Consider the following 20,032-nt stretch of genomic DNA (forward strand, 5'->3'; position numbering starts at 1 on the left):
GTCCGTCCATGACCCAGCCCGCCCGCGTTCCCGATTCGATCACCTTGCCCGAACTTACCGTGCGCGGCGTGATCGTCGGCGCCCTGATCACGGTGGTGTTCACCGCCTCGAATGTCTTCCTGGGGCTGAAAGTCGGGCTGACATTCTCGTCGTCGATTCCCGCCGCGGTGATCTCGATGTCGGTGCTGCGCATGTTCCGCGACGCCAACATCCTCGAAAACAACATGGTGCAGACCCAGGCGTCGGCGGCCGGCACGTTGTCCGCGGTCATTTTCATCCTGCCCGCCCTCGTCATGATGGGGCACTGGCAAGGTTTTCCGTTCTGGCAGACGCTGGGCATCTGCGCGGCCGGCGGCATGCTGGGGGTCATGTTCACGATTCCGCTGCGCCACATCATGGTGGTGCAGAGCGAACTGCCGTACCCGGAAGGCGTGGCGGCGGCCGAGATCCTGCGGGTGGGCAGCGGCGGCGCCGAGACAGCCGACCCGGCCGCCGGCGCACCGGGCCGGCCGGCGGCCACCGGCATGGCGGACATTCTCACCGGCGCCGGGCTGGCCGCCGCCGTCAGCTTCGCGGCCAACGGGTTGCGGGTGCTGGGCGACGGCGTGAGCCTGTGGTTCAGCGCAGGAGCGGCAGTGTTCCGCCTGCCGATGGGCTTTTCGATGGCCCTGCTGGGCGCCGGATACCTGATCGGCATCGTGGCCGGGCTGGCCATGCTGACCGGGCTGGTGATCGCCTGGGGCGTGGCGGTGCCGCTGCTGACCGCCCTGGGCAGCATGCCGGCGGGCCAGTCCCTGGCCGACTACGCCACGGGCGTCTGGAGCGCGCAAGTGCGCTTTATCGGCGCCGGCGTCATCGGCGTGGGGGCGGTCTGGACGCTGGCCACGCTGTTCATGCCCATGATGCGCGGCATCAAGGCCTCGTTCGCGGCTTTCGACCGGCGCGGCGCGGCCGCCCGCCAAGGGGCGCCGCGCACCGAGCAGGACCTGTCGGCGCGCTGGATCTCGCTGGTGACGCTGGTGCTGGTGGCCATCCTGGTGGCCACCTTTGCCGTGTTCCTGCGCGCCGAGCCGGTGTCGGCGGGCATGGTGGGCACGCTGGTGGCTTATTCGGTGGCCTTTGCCTTCATTTTCGGGTTCCTGGTGGCGGCCGCCTGCGGCTACATGGCGGGGCTGGTGGGGTCTTCCACCAGCCCCATCTCGGGCGTGGGCATCGTGGCCATCGTGCTGGTGTCGCTGCTGATGCTCGGGTTGGAGAGCGGCGCCGGCCTGCTGGGCAGTCCGGAAGGGGTGCAACTGGCGATCGCGCTGGCCATTTTCACGACCTCGGCGGTGGTGGCCGTGGCCTCGATCTCGAACGACAACCTGCAGGACCTGAAGACCGGCTGGCTGGTCGGTGCCACCCCCTGGCGCCAGCAGGTGGCCCTGCTGATCGGCTGCGTGGTGGGCGCCGCCGTGATCTCGCCGGTGCTCGACCTGCTCTATAACGCATATGGCTTCGCCGACGCGCTGCCGCGCCCCGGCATGGACGCCGGCCAGGCGTTGTCGGCGCCGCAGGCCACGCTGATGCTGGCGATCGCGCAGGGCATCTTCACCCACCAGTTGAACTGGAGCATGATCCTGATCGGCATGGCGGTGGGGCTGGGGCTGATCGCGGTGGACCAGGTCCTCAAACGTACCTGCCGGGTGGCGCGCCTGCCGGTGCTGGCGGTAGGCATCGGCATTTACCTGCCGCCCACGGTCAGCGCGCCCCTGGTGGTGGGGGCGGTGCTGGCGTGGCTGCTCGAGCGGGCGCTGCGCCGGCGCGCCGAGCGGGCCGGCCAGCCGCATGAACAATACGGCGAACTGGCCAACCGGCGCGGCACCCTGCTGGCCTCGGGGCTGATCGTGGGCGAAAGCCTGGTGGGCGTGCTGATGGCTGCCATCATCGGCGCCACCGGCAGCGACGCGCCCCTGGCGGTGGTGGGCGACGGGTTCGCCGGCGCCGCGTCATGGCTGGGCCTGGCAGTGTTTGCCGGGGTGGCCATGCTGTTCTACCGGCGGACGCTCGCGGCCGCCGGCCGGCGGCCATAGGCCGACCGTGGTTTTCGCGTCACATGGCCCGGCGCCGGCGTGGCGGCCGATGCCGGACGATCGCGGCCGATAGCCGGCATCATGGCGGCCGTTGCGCCGGCCATTCTATCGGGGAATGCCGCCATGCCGGAGGGTGGGGCGGGCTGCGGCAGCGCGGCGAGACGCCGCAAATCCGAAGGGTTATACTTTTGAGTCATACGGCTTTCAAGGCTCGTACGCGCCTTCTGCCCCGCTATCCGCTAATCGGGAAGCCCGTGTCGCGGAAGGTTTTCCTGCATCGCATCGAGTGAAGCACTCGTCAAGGTGAAGCAACACATGTCCTCGGAAACAGAATCCCTTTCCACTTCGTATCTTTTCGGCGGCAACGCCCCCTACGTCGAAGAGCTCTACGAGTCCTATCTCGACAATCCCGGCTCGGTCCCCGACAACTGGCGCGAATACTTCGACCAGCTCCAGCACACGCCGGCCACTGACGGCCAGGAAGCCACGCGCGACCAGGCGCATGCACCCATCGTCCAGTCGTTCGCGCAGCGCGCCCGCAGCAACGGTTTCGTCCAGCATGCCGCGCAGCCCGACCTGTCCATGGCCAGCAAGCAGGTGTCGGTGCAGTCGCTCATTGCCGCCTACCGCTCGCTCGGTTCGCGCTGGGCCGACCTCGACCCGCTCAAGCGCCAGGAGCGCCCGGCCATCCCCGAGCTCGATCCGGCCTTCTACGGCCTGACCGAGGCCGACCTGGACCAGACCTACTCGGCCACCAACACCTACTTCACGACCGCCAGCACCATGACGCTGCGCGACATCCTGAAGGCGCTGCGCGACACGTACTGCCGCAGCATCGGTGCCGAATTCACCCATATTTCCGATCCGGCCGCCAAGCGCTGGATCCAGGAGCGCCTGGAAAAGTCCTTCGGCGCCGCGTCGTACAGCGCCGAGGAAAAGCGCCACATCCTGCAGCAGCTGACCGAATCCGAAGGCCTCGAGCGCTTCCTGCATACCAAGTACGTTGGCCAGAAGCGCTTCTCGCTCGAGGGCGGCGAGAGCTTCATCGCCTCGATGGACGAAGTGGTCAACCATGCCGGTGAAGCCGGCGTGCAGGAGATCGTCGTGGGCATGGCCCACCGCGGCCGCCTGAACCTGCTCGTGAACATCATGGGCAAGATGCCCGGCGACCTGTTCGCCGAATTCGAGGGCAAGCACGCCGAAGGCCTGACCGACGGCGACGTCAAGTACCACAACGGTTTTTCCAGCGATATCTCCACGCGCGGGGGCCCGGTGCACCTGTCGCTGGCGTTCAATCCCTCGCACCTGGAGATCGTCAACCCGGTGGTCGAGGGCAGTGCCCGCGCGCGCCAGGAACGCCGCGGCGACCTCGAAGGCAAGCAGGTGCTGCCGGTGCTGGTGCACGGCGACGCCGCCTTCGCCGGCCAGGGCGTGGTCATGGAGACCCTGAACCTGGCGCAGACGCGCGGCTACGGCACGGGCGGCACGCTGCACATCGTCATCAACAACCAGATCGGCTTCACCACGTCCGACCCGCGCGACACCCGTTCGACGCTGTATTGCACCGACGTGGTCAAGATGATCGAGGCCCCGGTGTTCCACGTCAACGGCGACGACCCCGAGGCCGTGGTGTTCGCCACCAAGCTGGCGCTCGACTACCGCATGCAGTTCCGCCACGACGTCGTGCTCGACATCGTCTGCTTCCGCAAGCTGGGCCACAACGAGCAGGACACCCCGTCGCTGACGCAGCCCCTGATGTACAAGCGCATCGGTCACCATCCCGGCACCCGCAAGCTGTACGCCGACAAGCTCACCGCGCAGGGCGTGCTGGCCGAGGGCGAAGCCGACCAGATGGTGAAGGACTACCGCCAGCTCATGGAAGACGGCCAGCGCACCATCGAGCCGGTGCTGACCGACTACAAGAGCAAGTACGCCATCGACTGGTCGCCCTTCCTGGGCGCCAAATGGACCGACCAGGCCGACACCGCGGTGCCGCTGGCTGAACTCAAGCGCATCGGCGAGCGCATCACCACCGTGCCGGAAGGCTTTACCGTCCACCCGCTGGTCAACAAGCTGCTGAACGATCGCCGCACCATGGCCAAGGGCGAAATGAACCTGGACTGGGGCATGGGCGAGCACCTGGCCTTCGCCACGCTGGTGGCCTCGGGCTACGCGGTGCGCATCACCGGCCAGGATTCCGGCCGCGGCACGTTCACGCACCGCCACGCCGTGCTGCACGACCAGAACCGCGAGCGCTGGAACGACGGCACCTATATCCCGCTGCAGAACGTGTCGGACGGCCAGGCGCCGTTCACGGTGATCGACTCGGTGCTGTCGGAAGAGGCCGTGCTGGGCTTCGAATACGGTTATTCCAGCGCCGAGCCCAACACCCTGACCATCTGGGAAGCGCAGTTCGGCGACTTCGTCAACGGCGCGCAGGTGGTGATCGACCAGTTCATCAGCTCGGGCGAGGCCAAGTGGGGCCGCCAGTCCGGCCTGACCCTGATGCTGCCGCACGGCTACGAAGGGCAGGGTCCGGAACACTCGTCGGGCCGCATCGAGCGCTTCCTGCAGCTGTGCGCCGACAATAACATCCAGGTGGTGCAGCCCACCACCGCCTCGCAGATCTTCCACCTGCTGCGCCGCCAGATGATCCGGCCGTTCCGCAAGCCGCTGGTGATCTTCACGCCCAAGTCGCTGCTGCGCAACAAGGATGCCGGTTCGCCCCTGACCGAACTGGCCGGCGGCAGCTTCCGCCCGGTGATCGGCGAACTGGACGATTCCATCGACGCGGGCGCGGTCAAGCGCGTGCTGGTGTGCTCGGGCAAGGTCTACTACGACCTGGTCAATGCGCGCCGCGAACGCGAAGCCAGCCATGTCGCCATCATCCGCGTCGAACAGCTCTACCCGTTCGCGCACAAGGCGTTCGAGGCCGAACTGCGCAAATATGGCAAGGCCACCGAGATCATCTGGGTGCAAGACGAGCCGCAGAATCAAGGTCCGTGGTTCTATGTCCAGCATCACTTGTACGAGAACATGGCCGACGGCCAGAAGCTCGGCTACGCCGGCCGGCCGGCTTCGGCGTCGCCCGCGGTGGGCTACCTGGCCAAGCACCAGGAGCAGCAGAAAGCGCTGCTGGAGCAGGCTTTCGCCGCCAAGTACAAAGGCTTCATGCTGACCAAATAACGCCAGCCGCCGACATCGAACCCTTATCAACGGAACTCATTACTATGGCTATCACCGACGTCGTTGTCCCCCAATTGTCCGAATCCGTGTCGGAGGCGACCCTGCTCAGCTGGAAGAAGCAGAAGGGCGCCGCTGTCGAAGCGGACGAAATCCTGATCGAAATCGAGACCGACAAGGTCGTGCTGGAAGTGCCGGCGCCCGCGTCGGGCGTGCTGGCTGACATCGTCGAAGGCGACGGCGCCACGGTCACCTCGGGGCAACTGATCGCCAAGATCGACACCGCGGCCAAGGCCGCCGCCGCCGAACCGGCCGCCGCGCCGGCCGAGGCGCCCAAGGCTGAAAAGGCCGCCGAGAAGGCCGCCGCCGCGCCCGCGCCGGCTTCGTCCGGCTCGGCCGGCGTGGCTTCGCCGGCCGCCTCGAAGATCCTGTCCGAAAAGGGCGTGGATCCTGCCACCGTGGCCGGCACCGGCCGCGATGGCCGCATCACCAAGGCCGACGCCCAGGCGGCCAGCGCCGCGCCCGCCAAGGCCGCGGCCGCCGCGCCGGCGCCCGCCTCGGTGTCGCTGGACGGCCGTCCGGAACAGCGCGTGCCGATGAGCCGCCTGCGCGCCCGCATCGCCGAGCGCCTGCTGCAGTCGCAGCAGGAAAACGCCATCCTGACCACGTTCAACGAGGTCAACATGCAGGCCGTGATCGACCTGCGCAACAAGTACAAAGAGAAGTTCGAGAAAGAGCACGGCATCAAGCTGGGCTTCATGTCGTTCTTCGTGAAGGCGGCGGTCGCGGCGCTGAAGAAGTTCCCGCTGATCAACGCCTCGATCGACGGCAAGGACATCATCTACCACGGCTACTTCGACATCGGCATCGCCGTGGGCAGCCCGCGCGGCCTGGTGGTGCCGATCCTGCGCAACGCCGACCAGCTGTCGATCGCCGAGATCGAGAAGACCATCGCCGACTTCGGCAAGCGCGCGGCCGACGGCAAGCTGGGCATCGAGGAAATGACCGGCGGCACGTTCTCCATCTCGAACGGCGGCGTGTTCGGCTCGATGCTGTCGACGCCCATCATCAACCCGCCGCAGTCGGCCATCCTGGGCGTGCACGCCACCAAGGAGCGTCCGGTGGTCGAGAACGGCCAGATCGTCATCCGCCCGATGAACTACCTGGCGCTGTCGTACGACCACCGCATCATCGACGGTCGCGAGGCGGTGCTGGGCCTGGTGGCCATGAAGGACGCGCTGGAAGATCCGCAGCGTCTGTTGCTGGACCTGTAATCGGTTCCGGGCAATCGAGCCATGCGTTTTTCTGTCGCGACAGGCCGGGACTTGCCGGCCGGTGCGCGGCAGGCCCTGGCGGCCGGCCTGGCCGCCTGCGCGGCCAGACTGCCCTTCGCCTGCCTCGTCAGGCGGGGCGGCCGGGCAAACCCGCGCCGCTGCGCGGCGCCCGGACGCGCCCGGCCGACTGCCCCTCGCCTTCCTTCGGTAGCGTCCGGCGGCCTTCACGGGCCCGCCGCGCACCGGCCGGCAAGCCCCGGCCTGGCGCTGGCGCTTTCTCAAGTTCCCCCTTTTCGAGATCATCATGTCCAAACAATTTGACGTCGTCGTCATCGGTGCCGGCCCTGGCGGCTACATCGCCGCCATCCGCGCCGCGCAACTGGGTATGTCGGTGGCCTGCATCGACGCGTGGCAGAACGGCCAGGGCGGCCCGGCCCCCGGCGGCACCTGCACCAACGTGGGCTGCATCCCGTCCAAGGCGCTGCTGCAGTCGTCCGAGCACTACGAGCAGGCCAACCACCATTTCGCCGAGCACGGCATCGAAGTGAAGGGCGTGAGCCTCAAGCTGGATACGCTGATCGGGCGCAAGAACAACGTCGTCAAGCAGAACAACGACGGCATCCTGTACCTGTTCAAGAAGAACAAGATCACGTTCTTCCACGGCAAGGGCGCGTTCGCCGGCAAGGCCGACGGCGGCTATGCCATCAAGGTCTCCGGCACGGCCGACGAAGACCTGGTCGCCAAGCATGTGGTCGTGGCGACCGGCTCGTCGGCGCGCGAGCTGCCTGGCCTGCCGTTCGACGAAAAAGTGGTGCTGTCCAACGACGGCGCGCTGAACATCGATGCGGTGCCCAAGAAGCTGGGCGTGATCGGCGCCGGCGTGATCGGCCTGGAAATGGGCAGCGTGTGGCGCCGTCTGGGCGCCGAGGTCACCATCCTGGAAGCCATGCCGGAATTCCTGGCCGCGGCCGACCAGCAGGTCGCCAAGGAAGCCCTGAAGGCCTTCACCAAGCAGGGCCTGGACATCCAGATGGGCGTGAAGATCGGCGAGATCAAGGCCACGGCCAAGCAGGTCACGGTGCCGTACACCGACGCCAAGGGCGGCGAGCAGAAGCTGGTGGTCGACAAGCTGATCGTGTCGATCGGCCGCGTGCCGTACACTGGCGGCCTGAATGCCGAGGCGGTGGGCCTGAAGCTGGACGAGCGCGGCTTCATCGAGGTCGACGGCGACTGCAAGACCAACCTGCCCAATGTGTGGGCGGTCGGCGACGTGGTGCGCGGCCCGATGCTGGCGCACAAGGCCGAGGAAGAGGGCGTGGCGGTGGCCGAGCGCATCGCCGGCCAGCATGGCCATGTCAATTTCGACACAGTGCCGTGGGTCATCTACACCTCGCCCGAGATCGCCTGGGTGGGCAAGACCGAACAGCAGCTGAAGAAGGAAGGCCGCGAGTACAAGGCGGGCAGCTTCCCCTTCATGGCCAACGGGCGCGCGCGCGCGCTGGGCGACACCACGGGCTTCGCCAAGGTGATCGCCGACGCCAAGACTGATGAGGTGCTGGGCGTGCACATCGTCGGGCCGATGGCTTCCGAGCTGATTTCCGAAGCGGTCACCATCATGGAATTCCGCGGCGCCGCCGAGGACATCGCCCGCATCTGCCACGCGCACCCGACCCTGTCGGAAGCCGTGAAGGAAGCGGCGCTGGCGGTGGACAAGCGCACGCTGAATTTCTGACGCCGGCGCGGGATGCCGCCGCGTCCCTGGCTGCCAGATAGCGTGTCACTCGGGTGTCAGACACCCATAGGTGTCTGACACCTGGGGACACCGGGTGGAAGTTGCGACACCTGGCGCATCAGGCGGGCCTCCCGCCTGGTTGCGATACAAGGCGGTCGGTCCGCCTTTTTTCTTTCAGGTTTTGCCCTGCGACATGAACGTCCGCGAATATTACGAACAGGCCCTGGCGGAGCGGGGCTACCAGCCCGATGCGGCGCAGAAGCAGGCCATCGACCGGCTGCAGGCATATTACGACGATTGGGTGCGCTTCAAGGCCATGCGCTCGAATGCCTTGAAGAAGCTGCTGAACCGGCCCGATGTGCCGCGCGGCGTCTACCTGTGGGGCGGCGTGGGGCGCGGCAAGAGCTTCCTGATGGACGCCTTCTACGCCACCGTTCCGGTGGTGCGCAAGACCCGGCTGCATTTCCACGAGTTCATGCGCGGCGTGCACCGCGAGCTGGAAAGCGTCAAGGGCATGCAGGACCCGCTCGATGAAGTGGCGCGCCGGGTGGCCAAGCGCTACCGCCTGATTTGCTTCGACGAGTTCCACGTGTCGGACGTCGCCGACGCGATGATCCTGTACCGCCTGCTGCTCAAGCTGTTCGAGTACGGCACCTCGTTCGTCATGACCTCCAACTACGAGCCATCGACCCTGTATCCGGACGGCCTGCATCGCGACCGCATCCTGCCGGCCATCGAGCTGATCCAGAAGCGCATGGACGTGCTCAACGTGGACGCGGGCATCGATTACCGGCGCCGCTCGCTGGAGCAGGTGCAGTGCTATCACACGCCGCTCGACGCGCACGCGCGGGCGGCGCTGCAGGATGCCTTCGACCGCCTGGCCGATACGCCGCCGCAGGAGCCGCTGCTGCATATCGAGCACCGCGAGATCCGCGCCCAGGCGCTGGCCGGGTCGGTGGTGTGGTTCGACTTCGCCACGCTGTGCGGCGGGCCGCGCTCGCAGAACGACTACCTCGAGCTGGCCAACCGCTTCCACGCCGTGATCCTGTCGGACGTGCCGCGCATGGGGCCGCGCCAGGCCTCCGAGGCGCGCCGCTTCACCTGGCTGGTCGACGTGTTCTATGACCACAAGATCAAGCTGATCATGTCGGCCGAGTGCGCGCCCGAGGAGCTGTATACCGAAGGGGCGCTGGCCAACGAATTCCACCGCACGGTGTCGCGCATCCTGGAAATGCAGTCGCGCGAATACCTGGAGGCGGAGCGGCGCCTGACGGTCGGCTTGTAACGCGCGCCGCCCGGCGGCGGGGTCGGGCTCATAGCGATTGATAATAATATTGGTTATCAATTACTATCAGCGTTTTCGGTCCTGCCCGCTTGCCGTGAAAACCTCTACGCCATGCGGGCCCGTCGCGTCCGCGCCGGTGCCCGTGGATGTGCTTTACCGCGATCACCAGCCGTGGCTGTTCCGTTGGCTGCGGGGGCGGCTGGGCAGCCCATTCCGGGCCGAGGACCTGGCCCAGGACGTGTTCGTGCGCGTGCTCGCCGGGCGCAAGCAGGTGCACGCGGCCCAGGCGCGGCCGTTCCTGCGCACCATCGCCCACGGCCTGCTGCTGGACCACTACCGCCGCGCCGGCCTGGAGCAGGCGTATCTCGACTACCTGGCCGCGCTGCCCGAGCCGCAGCAGCCTTCGGCTGAACAGCGCGCCGCGGTGGTGCAGCAGGTCGCGGCGCTGGACCGCATGCTGGCCGGGCTGCCGGACAATGTGCGGCGCGCTTTCCTGCTGGCCCAGCTCGACGGGCTGTCTTATGCCGATATCGCCGCGCGGCTGGGGGTTTCGCTGAGTTCGGTGCAGCAGTACATGACGCGCGCCCTGACGGCCTGCTATGCCTGCCTCCAGGACTGAGGCGCCGCCGGACGACGCGGTGGCGCGCGAGGCGATTGCCTGGTGGGTCAAGCTGCAGTCCGGCGAGGGCGGCGCGGCCGCGGCGCTGGCCTGTAGCCGCTGGCGCGCCGCCGACCCGCGCCATGAGCGCGCCTGGGCGCGCCTGGAGGGATTGGCGCAGGCGGTGCGCGGCATTCCGTCCGACTTCGCCCATGCCCAGTTGCTGGGCGCGCCGCGCTCGCGGCAGCGGCGCACCGTGCTCAAGAGCCTGGCCGCGGCGCTGGTGGTGGGCGGCACAGCGGCGGCCGCATATGAATGGGCGCCCTGGCAGCGGCTGCTCGCCGACTACAGCACCCGGGTAGGCGAGCGCCGGCGCGTGCTGCTGCCCGGCGACATCCGCATGGACCTGGCCAGCGATACCGCGGTGTCGGCCGAACTCGGCGCCGGACGGCGGCAGTTGACCCTGTGGCGCGGGCAGATGGGAATCGCGGTCCACGATGCCGACGGCGCGCTGCCGCTGGTGGTGCGGGGCGCCGACAGCTTCGTCGAGGCGGCGCAAGCGCGTTTTGCGCTGCTGCGCGAGGCGGCGGGAATGCGAGTGGACGTCTACGAGGGCAGCCTGCGCGTGGTGGGCGCCGGCGGCGAATCGCGCCTGCTGAGTGCGGGCACCGCGCTGTACCGCCAGGGCGGCGCGTGGCGCGAAGGGCCTGCGGCTGCCGACCAGGGAGCCTGGGTCGACGGACTGTTGGTCGCCAACGGCGATCGGCTCGACGCCGTGCTGGCGCAATTGGCCCGCTACCGGCCGGGCGTGCTGTCGGCCAGTGGCGCGGTGGCTGGTTTGCCGGTGTCCGGCGTGTTTCCGCTGGACGATACCGACTTGGCCCTGCGGATGTTGCAGCAGACCTTGCCGATCTCGGTCACCCGCTGGGGAGAATGGTGGGTGCGGGTCGAAGCCGCTGGGGCGGCCACGCCAGGCCAGGCGTGAATCAATTCGTTGCAATTTGGGCCGCCGCGCGGCTGCAGGTTTGGCGTGGCCATGCGGAATAGCTCCTGCAGACCATCCATTCTTGCAGGAGTTCCCGTCTTGTCTTTGCTTGCTTCTTTCCTGACGGCCCCGGCCGGCGGTGCGCGGCGTCGCGGCCAGGAGGCCCGGGTCCGGCCCGCCGCCATGTTGCCTGCGCTGGTCCTGGCGCTGGCCGGCGCCGGCCTCGCCACCTTGCCGCCGGCCACGCTGGCGCAGCCGGCCGCCGCCCGCAGCTATTCGGTGCCCGCCGGCCCGCTCGGCCAAGTCTTGACTGCCTATGCGCGGCAGGCAGGCGTGCTGATCTCGTTTGATACGCGCCTGGTGGCGGGCCTGAGCGCCGCCGGGTTGCGGGGCAGCTATTCGGTGGGCGACGGGTTCGACGCCATTCTGCAGGGCACTGGCCTGCAGGCCCAGCCGGGCGCCGGCGGCTGGGTGCTGCGGCGTGTGCCCGCCTCTACCGGCGACACGGTCAGCCTGGCGCCGGTGGTGGTGCAGGGCGAGGGCGAGACCGGCACGGGGCAAACCTACGGCGTGGTGTCGCGGGTGGCGGCCACCGGCACCAAGACCGACACGCCCTTGCTGGAGACGCCGCAATCGATCTCGGTCATCACGCAGGACCAGATCGCCCAGCAGGGCGCCAATACGCTGAACCAGGTGTTGCGCTATACGCCGGGCGTGGCGGTGGAAACGCGCGGCGCGACGGCCACGCGGCTGGACCAGTTCACCATCCGCGGCTTCGCGGCCACCACCTACCTGGACGGCTTGCGCGTGTTCGGCGGGCGCGACGCGCTGCCGCAGGTCGACGCCTACCGGCTGGAGCGGGTCGATGTGCTGAAAGGCCCGTCGTCGGTCGTGTATGGCCAGGGCGGGCCGGGCGGCGTGGTCAACCAGATCAGCAAGCGACCGGTCGACGGACAGGTCAACGAGCTGGGCGTGGAGTTCGGCACCGATTCGCTGCTGCGCGGCATGGCCGACGTCGGCGGACGCCTGGACGACGAGGGCAGGCTGCTCTACCGCGTGGTGGCTTCCGGCTACAAGGCCGACGGCCAGCTCGACTACACCAAGGAACGCCGCTATTACATCTCGCCATCCTTCACCTGGCAGCCTTCGGGCGATACGCGGTTGACCGTGCTGACGCATTTCCAGCGCGATCCGGACATGGGCGCGTATGGCTCGCTGCCGGCCATGGGCACGGTGTACGAACTGCCGGACGGCAGCCGTTTTTCGCGCAGTTTCTATGATGGCGACAAGGGGTTCGAACGCAGCGACCGCAAGCATTATTCGCTGGGCTACGACTTCGAGCACCGCTTCAACGACACCTTCAAGGCGCGCCAGAACTTCCGCTATACGCACGCCGATGCACAGTACCGCAGCATCTACAACAGCGCCTGGGCCGACCCCGGCACCTACCGCTACCTGGCGCGCGGCATGATCGGCACGGACGTGGAGTTCGACGCCCTGACGCTGGACAACAACCTGCAGGCCGATTTCACCACCGGCGCATTCGCCCACAAGGTGCTGCTGGGCTTCGATTACCAGCACATCAAGACCGATACCCTGTCGGCATCGCGCTGGGGCACCGCCGACTTCAACCTGGATACCTGGAACCCCAATTACGACGCCGGCTACACCCTGCCGCCGTTCACCAGCGACCAGACCCAGAAGCAATACCAGGCGGGCTTGTATTTGCAGGACCAGATCAAGGTGGGGCGCCTGTCGGTGCTGCTGGGCGGGCGCTATGACTGGGCACGCACATCCACCGACACCACCAACCTGGCTTCCGGCGCGCGCACCCATTCGCCGCAGCGCGCCCAGGCCTTCACCGCGCGCGCCGGCCTGCTGTATCTGTTCGACAATGGGGTGGCGCCGTACTTCAGCTATTCGGAATCGTTCGAGCCGCAAAACGGCACGGGCTGGAACAACCAGCCGTTCGACCCGGTGGAAGGGGAGCAGTATGAAGTGGGCGTGAAGTACGAGCCGGCGGGGTCGCGCATGCTGCTGACCGCCGCGCTGTTCGACCTGCGCCGCAAGAACCTGACCACCACCGACCCGGATCCGTCGCATATTTGCGGCTCCGGACGCTGCAACATCCAGGCGGGCGAAGTGCGCACGCGCGGGCTGGAGCTGGAAGCCAAGGCCGAGCCCATCGAGGGCCTGAGCGTGATCGCGTCCTACACCTGGCTGAACAATGCCTACACCAAGGACAACCCCAACAGCGCCGGCGTCAGCCTGAAAGGGACCCACCCGACCGGCGTGCCCAAGCACCAGGCCTCGGCCTGGGTGCGCTACCAGCTGCAGGAAGGGCCGCTGGCCGGCCTCGGCCTGGGTGCGGGCGTGCGCTACCTGGGCGAAACGTGGGGCGATTCCGCCAATACGTTCCGCGTGCCGGGCGCGACGCTGTTCGACCTCGGCCTGGACTACGACCTGGGCCGCCACCAGCCGGCCTTGAAGGGCTGGCAGGTCAGCCTGAACGTGGCCAACGTGTTCGACAAACGCTATGTGGCGTCGTGCATCGACGAGAACTGGTGCTGGTATGGCTATGACCGCACCGTGAAGGCGGCGGTGAAATACCGCTGGTAATGGCGCTTGCCGGCCCCGTCCGCGCGGCGGGGCTGGCGGCGTTGTTGTTAATGATTATAATTCTCAACTTATTTCGTTCGCAGGACTTGCAGTGAAACCTCATCCCGGCGCCAGCCTGGCGCGTTATCGATGGGCCGTGGCGTCGCGCGTGGCCGCCGCCGTGCTGGGCGGCTACGGCCTGGCCTCGGCCACCGCCGCCTGCCTGGCAGTCTGGCTGCCGCTGGCGCGCGTCGATGCCGTCATTACCGCGATGCTGGCGGCCTTCGTGGCCTACGCCATCGGCGTGGCCTGGGTGTTCGCCACCCGCAACGCGTGGCGCGCCTGGGCCGGCATGCTGGTGCCCGCCGCGCTGCTGGCGGCGCTGTTCTGGGCGGGCCGGCCGGCGGGGGTGGCATGACACCGTCCGCCAAGCCGTCCCAGGAGGCGGGCGAGGGCCTGCGCCAGGCCATGTCGTGGCTGCATACCTGGTCCGGGCTGGTGCTGGGCTGGGTGTTGTTCGCCATGTTCCTGACCGGCACGCTGGCGTTCTTCCGGCCTGAAATCACCCACTGGATGCAGCCCGAAATGCCGGCCCGCCAGGCGGCCATGCCGGCCGCGCAGGCCGCCGACCTGGCGCAACGTTACCTGCAGCAGCACGCACCCGATGCGCCGCGCTGGTTCATCGACCTGCCTTCGCCGCGCGAGCCGGGGCTGGGGCTGCTGTACCAGGTTCCCAAGCCGGCGCCGGGCGAGCGCGGCTTCAAGCGCGTGAAGCTCGACCCGCGCACGGGACAGGAGCTGCAGGCGCGCGAGACGCGCGGCGGCGACTTCCTGTACCGCTTCCATTTCGAGCTGGAAATGGGTTTCCCATGGGGGCGCTGGCTGGCCAGCATCGCCGGCATGTTCATGTTGATCGCCATCATCAGCGGCGTGATCACCCACAAGAAGATCTTCAAGGATTTCTTCACCTTCCGTCCGGCCAAGGGCGGCCAGCGCGCCTGGATGGACGGCCACAATGCCTTGTCCGTGCTGGGCCTGCCGTTCCACTTGATGATCACCTTCAGCGGGCTGGTGATCTTCATGGCCATGCTGCTGCCGGCGGGCATCTCGGCCGCCTACGACAATCCGCGCGGTTTCACCAACGACATGTTCCCGGCCTTCGCCGCGACGCCCGCCGGCGAGGAAGCCGCGCCCCTGCTGCCGCTTGGCCAACTGGTCGAACAGGCCCAGGCGCACTGGCAGGATGGCCGGGCAGGGCGCCTGGTGGTGGCGAATCCGGGCAAGGCCGGCGCGGTCGTGTCGGTCAGCCGCGACGCGGGCGAGCGGGTGTCGTACGGCCGCCTGGCGCCCAGCCTGCGCTTCGATGGTGTCGATGGCCGGCTGCTGGCGCGCCACGATAGCGATAGCGCGGCCATGGTGACGGCCGGCACCATCATCGGCCTGCACCTGGGCTTGTTCGCCGAGCCAGTGCTGCGCTGGCTGTATTTCCTGGTCAGCCTGGCCGGCACGGCCATGGTCGGAACCGGGCTGGCGCTGTGGGTCGCCAAGCGTCGCCAGAAGGCCGGCGACGCGGCGGCCCGGTCGTTTTCCCTGCGGCTGGTCGATGCCTTGAATGCCGGCGCGATCGCCGGCTTGTGCGTGGCCCTGGCCGCGTACTTCTGGGCCAACCGGCTGCTGCCGCCCGAGCTGGCCGGCCGCGCCGCCTGGGAAACCCGCGTGTTCTTCAGCGTCTGGGGGCTGACGTTCCTGTATGCCTTCGCGCGGCGCGCGCGCATGTGGCCCGACCTGCTGTCGCTGGCCGCGGCCCTGGCCCTGGCGCTGCCGGCGCTGAACGCCGTCACGACGGCGCGCCACCTGGGCGTGTCGCTGCCTGCCGGGGACTGGGTCATGGCCGGGTTCGACCTCACCGCGCTGGCCTCCGGGGCGCTGCTGGCCTGGATGGCCCACAAGGCGCGCAAACCGCGCGCCCGACCTGTACGGCGGCCGCTGGCGCGCGGTGCGGCGGCCCTGGAGACAAGGTGATCCAATCATGATGAGCATCGCCGCTTTCTGCCTGGCCTACGCCGGCTTCGCCGCCCTGTGCCTGGGCATGGACCGCCACTATGAGGCGGTATTCGACCGCGCGCTGCCGCGCCGCCATCGCACCCCCTTGCGGGCCGCGGGCTGGCTGGCGCTGGTCCTGTCGCTGTGCGCGTCGGCCGCGGCCTGGGGGTGGCGATACGGCACGGTGGAATGGATCGGCATCCTGAGCCTGGCGGGCCTGTTGCTGATCTGGTTCGTCAGCTACCGCCCCGGCGCCGCGCTCGCAACCGGCGGGCTGTGCGCCGTGGCGGCGCCGGTGCTGGCCTGGATGTGAGCATTCAGTCCGTCGCGCTCGGGTTCCAGAATGCCTGCCGCACCGCCGGCAGCGCGGCGAGCCGCCGCACCAGCGCATCGAGTTCGTCACCATCGACCGAATCGGCCGCCAACGTCGCCTCGATCTCGATCTCCGTCTGGCCGAAGGCGTGCGCCTCAAGGTCGCGCGCCGGGTAATTGCTGCGTTCCAGCTCTTCTTCGAGCTGCACCAGGACCATCTTCTGGTGCGCGCGTTCGGCGATCAGGTAGACGGTGTTGGTGACCTCGGCCGACTGCACGTCGAGAGGCTTGCGGTTGATGGTGTTGACGATGGGGCGCAGCAGGGTGTTGGCCGCCAGCACGAACACGGTCGCCAGCATTGCCTCGGCGATCAGGTCGGCGCCGGCGGCCGCCCCGACGGCGGCCGATCCCCATAGCGTCGCGGCGGTGTTGAGCCCGCGCACGTTGCCTTCTTCGCGCATGATGACGCCCGCGCCCAGGAAGCCGATGCCCGATACGACGTAGGCCATGACGCGCACCGCCCCGTCGGGGCCGGCCAGGCGGTTGGCGGCGTCCACGAAAACGGCGGCCCCCACGGCCACCAGCACATTGGTGCGCAGTCCGGCGGTGCGCTGCCGGTACTGCCGTTCGAAGCCGATCAGGCCGCCCAGCACGAAAGCCGTGGCGAAGCTGAGCAAGGTGTCGAGCAATGAGCCCGCATTGAGATTCAGGAGAGCTTGCATGCCGGTTTCCTCATTGCCAGCCGTGGCGGCGCAGGTAGATGTTCTTCATGATTTGTGTCAGGCCCATGTACGCCAGCAAGATGACGGGCAGGCACGCGAAGTACAGCGGCGGCAGCGCTTGCAGCTTGAAGTACGGGGCCAGCGGTCCCATCGGCAGGAAGATGCCGGTGGCCACGATCAGGCCGGTCATCAGCAGCAGCGGCGCCGCCGCGCGGCTCTGGATGAACGGCAGCCTGGGCGTGCGGATCATGTGCACGATGAGGGTCTGCGTCAGCAGGCCGACGATGAACCAGCCGGACTGGAACAGGGTCTGTCCGCGCGGCGTGTCGGCGCCGAAGACGAACCACATCATGGCGTAGGTGACAATATCGAATATCGAACTGATGGGCCCGAAGAACAGCATGAAGCGCCCGATATCGGCCGGCTGCCAGCGCTGCGGCCGGCTCAGCAGGTCCTCGTCCACGTTGTCGAACGGAATGGCGATCTGCGAGATGTCATACAGCAGGTTCTGCACCAGCAGATGGATCGGCAGCATCGGCAGGAAGGGCAGGAAGGCCGAGGCCACCAGTACCGAGAACACATTGCCGAAGTTCGAGCTGGCGGTCATCTTGATGTACTTGAGCATGTTGGCGAAGGTGCGGCGTCCTTCGCGGACGCCGGCCTCCAGGACCATCAGGCTTTTTTCCAGCAGGATGATGTCGGCCGCTTCCTTGGCGATGTCCACCGCCGTGTCGACCGAGATGCCGACATCCGCCGCGCGCAGCGCCGGCGCGTCGTTGATGCCGTCTCCCAGGAAGCCGACTACGTGGTTCCCGGCCTTGAGCGCGCTGACGATGCGTTCCTTGTGGGCGGGCGTCAGGCGCGCGAAGATGTCATGGCTTTCTACTGCGTGGGCCAGTACCCGGTCGCTCATGCGCTCGATGTCTTGGCCCAGCAGCAGCCCGCGCGAGGCCAGCCCCACCTCGTGGCAGATCTTCGTGGCCACGCGTTCGTTGTCGCCGGTGAGCAGCTTGACCGCGACGCCATGGGCGGCCAGCGCCGCGAGCGCCGGGGCGGCGGACTCCTTGGGCGGATCCAGGAACGCGATATAGCCGGCCAGGACCAGGTCGCGTTCGTCGGCCACCCCATATGGCTGTCCGGTCGGCGGCAGTTGCCGGGTCGCCACGCCGATCACGCGCAGTCCTTCATCGTTCAGCCGGCCGGTCACGGCGCGGATGCGGGCCAGCAAGGCGGGCGTCAGCGCCTGCACGGTATTGCCGTGGCGCACCTGGGTGCAGGCGGCGAGCATCTCGTCGACCGCCCCCTTGGTGATCATGACGGGCGGCCCACCGCGGGCGGCCACCACGACCGACATGCGGCGGCGCGCGAAGTCGAACGGGATCTCGTCCACCTTGCGGTAATTCCTGGCGGGCTGCAGGTCGCGATGCACCTCGGCATGTTCCAGCACCGCCACGTCCAGCAGGTTCTTCAGGCCGGTCTGGTAATAGCTATTGAGGTACGCAAGCTCCAGCACCTCGTCGCTGCCGCCGCCCCAGATATCGACATGCCGCGCCACGGCAACCCGGTCCTGGGTGAGCGTGCCGGTCTTGTCGGTGCACAGCACGTCCATCGCGCCGAAGTCCTGGACAGCGTCGAGCCGCTTGACGACGACTTGGCGGCGCGACAAGGCCACCGCGCCCTTGGCCAGCGTCGATGTCACGATCATCGGCAGCATTTCGGGAGTCAGGCCGACGGCGATGGAGAGGGCGAACAGCAGGGCTGCCGGCCAATCGCCCTTGGTGAAACCGTTGATCAGCAGCACCAGCGGGGCCATCACCAGCATGAACCGGATCAGCAGCCAGCTCACCTTGTTGACGCCGGCCTGGAACGAGGTGGGGGCGCGATCGACCGCGACGACGCGACCGGCCAGCACGCCGAAGTAAGTATTGTTGCCGGTGGCGAGCACCACGGCCGTGGCCGAGCCCGACACCACATTGGTGCCCATGTAGAAGATATTGTCGAGATCCAGCGGATTGATCGCGCGCGCCTCGCGCTGAGCCGCGAACTTTTCGACAGGCGTCGATTCGCCGGTCATCGCGGCCTGCGAGACGAACAGGTCTTTCGCGACCAGCACGCGGCAATCGGCGGGAATCATGTCGCCCGCCGACAGCGCCACGATATCGCCGGGCACCAGTTGCTGGATGGGCAGTTCGATGGCGTGCGCTGCGCCCGCGTGGCGGGCGGCCGCCAAGCCGCAGGCGGACATCCCCATGTCGCGCGCCGGACCCGGGCGGAGCACGGTCGCCGTGTTGGCGACCATCCTCTTGAGCGAGTCGGCGGCGGCATTGGAGCGCGTTTCCTGCCAGAAGCGCAGCAGCGTCGACAACACCACCATGGTGGCGATGACGATGGCCGCCTTCAGGTCCTCGGTCAGCAGCGAAATGGCCGCCAGCAAGCTCAATAGCAGGTTGAACGGATTGCGGAAGCAATGCCATAGGTGCCGCCACCATGGCAGCGGTTTCTCATGCTCGATCTCATTGAGGCCCACGCGGGCGCGCATGGCCTCGGCCTGGGCGTCGCTCAAGCCTTCGGCGCGGCTGCCGAGTCGCTGCAACAGGGCCTGGGGGTCGCAGGTCGCCGCGGCGGCCAGGGACTGGCCCAGCGACGCGAGCACATCCCGGCTGACGCCGGTGCCTGCCAAGGTCTCCAGCATCGCCAGGCGGCGGAAATGCCGGACGATATGGCGAGCGCGAAGGAAGCTCGCAAAAAGCGCTTTCAATAGCGTGAAGCTCATTGTTGTTCTCCGGTTGGCATGCCTGCTTCACGCTTTGGGGCGCGTATTCAGGCGGGAGGGGGTGGTCGGGGTTCTGGCATGGTTCTGGTCGGGTCAAGTGGGCCAGGCGATCGGACGCGCACGACGAGCACGCCTGGCGGACGCGCGTCGTCGGCTCGCCGCGAACGGCAAGCATCATTCGGGCCGGCGGCCAGCAAGGCCGTCGGCGCGTCAGGGTCTGGAGAAGGGGATGCCACGGCAAGGTGCCGTGGCCGGAGGCCGCTTCCCGCGCTCGGCGAGACAGCGGCAGGGACAAGCCTGCGCGTTATCGTGCCGAGGAAGTGCCGGTCTCCTGGACCGGCCGACTACTGTCGCTCGAACAAGTGCCCACGTCGGGGTCTCCGCAGTTGATGAACTGGCGCGATTCTACGCCGGCGGATAGGCCACCTCAAGCATTTTTCGCGTTCCTGTTTGCA

Annotated in this window: 13 protein-coding genes; 11 read left to right on the top strand and 2 right to left on the bottom strand. The window is 68.0% G+C overall.

The genetic code is table 11. The annotated features are described in order from the left end of the window. Positions 1–8: 8 nt before the first annotated feature. The 11 genes from ACKTT0_RS15710 (at position 9) to ACKTT0_RS15760 (ending at position 16,083) form a co-directional block, all read left to right on the top strand. Positions 9–2,072 (top strand): OPT family oligopeptide transporter, encoded by a 2,064-nt coding sequence (locus ACKTT0_RS15710; RefSeq protein WP_407850761.1) that lies wholly within the window; start codon positions 9–11, stop codon positions 2,070–2,072. Between the two features lie 315 nt (positions 2,073–2,387). Beyond that, complete coding sequence (locus ACKTT0_RS15715) at positions 2,388–5,258, top strand: 2-oxoglutarate dehydrogenase E1 component (RefSeq protein ID WP_407850762.1); 2,871 nt, start codon at positions 2,388–2,390, stop codon at positions 5,256–5,258. A gap of 44 nt (positions 5,259–5,302) precedes the next feature. Then, positions 5,303–6,529: a 2-oxoglutarate dehydrogenase complex dihydrolipoyllysine-residue succinyltransferase gene (gene odhB, locus ACKTT0_RS15720; RefSeq protein WP_407850763.1), complete on the top strand. Its 1,227-nt coding sequence runs from the start codon at positions 5,303–5,305 to the stop codon at positions 6,527–6,529. Positions 6,530–6,833: 304 nt separating this feature from the next. Beyond that, complete coding sequence (lpdA, locus tag ACKTT0_RS15725) at positions 6,834–8,261, top strand: dihydrolipoyl dehydrogenase (protein WP_028354295.1); 1,428 nt, start codon at positions 6,834–6,836, stop codon at positions 8,259–8,261. Between the two features lie 193 nt (positions 8,262–8,454). Then, complete coding sequence (zapE, locus tag ACKTT0_RS15730; RefSeq protein WP_407850764.1) at positions 8,455–9,546, top strand: cell division protein ZapE; 1,092 nt, start codon at positions 8,455–8,457, stop codon at positions 9,544–9,546. Between the two features lie 142 nt (positions 9,547–9,688). Continuing rightward, positions 9,689–10,165 (top strand): sigma-70 family RNA polymerase sigma factor, encoded by a 477-nt coding sequence (locus tag ACKTT0_RS15735; RefSeq protein ID WP_407850765.1) that lies wholly within the window; start codon positions 9,689–9,691, stop codon positions 10,163–10,165. Next, positions 10,146–11,129 carry a DUF4880 domain-containing protein gene (locus tag ACKTT0_RS15740; RefSeq protein WP_407850766.1) on the top strand — a complete coding sequence of 328 codons (984 nt, stop codon included), beginning with the start codon at positions 10,146–10,148 and terminating at the stop codon, positions 11,127–11,129. Before ACKTT0_RS15735 ends, ACKTT0_RS15740 begins: the two co-directional genes overlap by 20 nt. Before the next feature lie 183 nt (positions 11,130–11,312). Next, complete coding sequence (locus ACKTT0_RS15745; protein WP_407852438.1) at positions 11,313–13,748, top strand: TonB-dependent siderophore receptor; 2,436 nt, start codon at positions 11,313–11,315, stop codon at positions 13,746–13,748. A gap of 115 nt (positions 13,749–13,863) precedes the next feature. Beyond that, a complete protein-coding gene (locus ACKTT0_RS15750; RefSeq protein WP_407852439.1) occupies positions 13,864–14,145 on the top strand; it encodes a DUF3649 domain-containing protein in 282 nt (93 codons plus the stop codon). Then, the gene (locus tag ACKTT0_RS15755) at positions 14,142–15,749 is read left to right on the top strand and encodes a PepSY-associated TM helix domain-containing protein (protein WP_407850767.1); all 1,608 of its coding nucleotides are present in this window, start codon (positions 14,142–14,144) and stop codon (positions 15,747–15,749) included. The genes ACKTT0_RS15750 and ACKTT0_RS15755 overlap by 4 nt, the downstream gene beginning before the upstream one ends. Before the next feature lie 7 nt (positions 15,750–15,756). Next, entirely contained in the window at positions 15,757–16,083 is a 327-nt protein-coding gene (locus ACKTT0_RS15760) for a DUF3325 domain-containing protein (protein WP_407850768.1), read from the top strand. Positions 16,084–16,087: 4 nt separating this feature from the next. Here ACKTT0_RS15760 and ACKTT0_RS15765 read toward each other — a convergent pair whose 3' ends face one another. Together ACKTT0_RS15765 and mgtA are read right to left on the bottom strand one after the other, a co-directional pair. Next, entirely contained in the window at positions 16,088–16,804 is a 717-nt protein-coding gene (locus ACKTT0_RS15765; protein WP_407850769.1) for an MgtC/SapB family protein, read from the bottom strand. 10 nt (positions 16,805–16,814) lie between these two features. After that, positions 16,815–19,577: a magnesium-translocating P-type ATPase gene (gene mgtA, locus ACKTT0_RS15770; RefSeq protein WP_407850770.1), complete on the bottom strand. Its 2,763-nt coding sequence runs from the start codon at positions 19,575–19,577 to the stop codon at positions 16,815–16,817. Positions 19,578–20,032 lie beyond the last annotated feature (455 nt).

The organism is Bordetella saccharivorans (assembly GCF_045862855.1).
Classification (GTDB): Bacteria; Pseudomonadota; Gammaproteobacteria; order Burkholderiales; family Burkholderiaceae_B; genus Bordetella_A; species Bordetella_A petrii_F.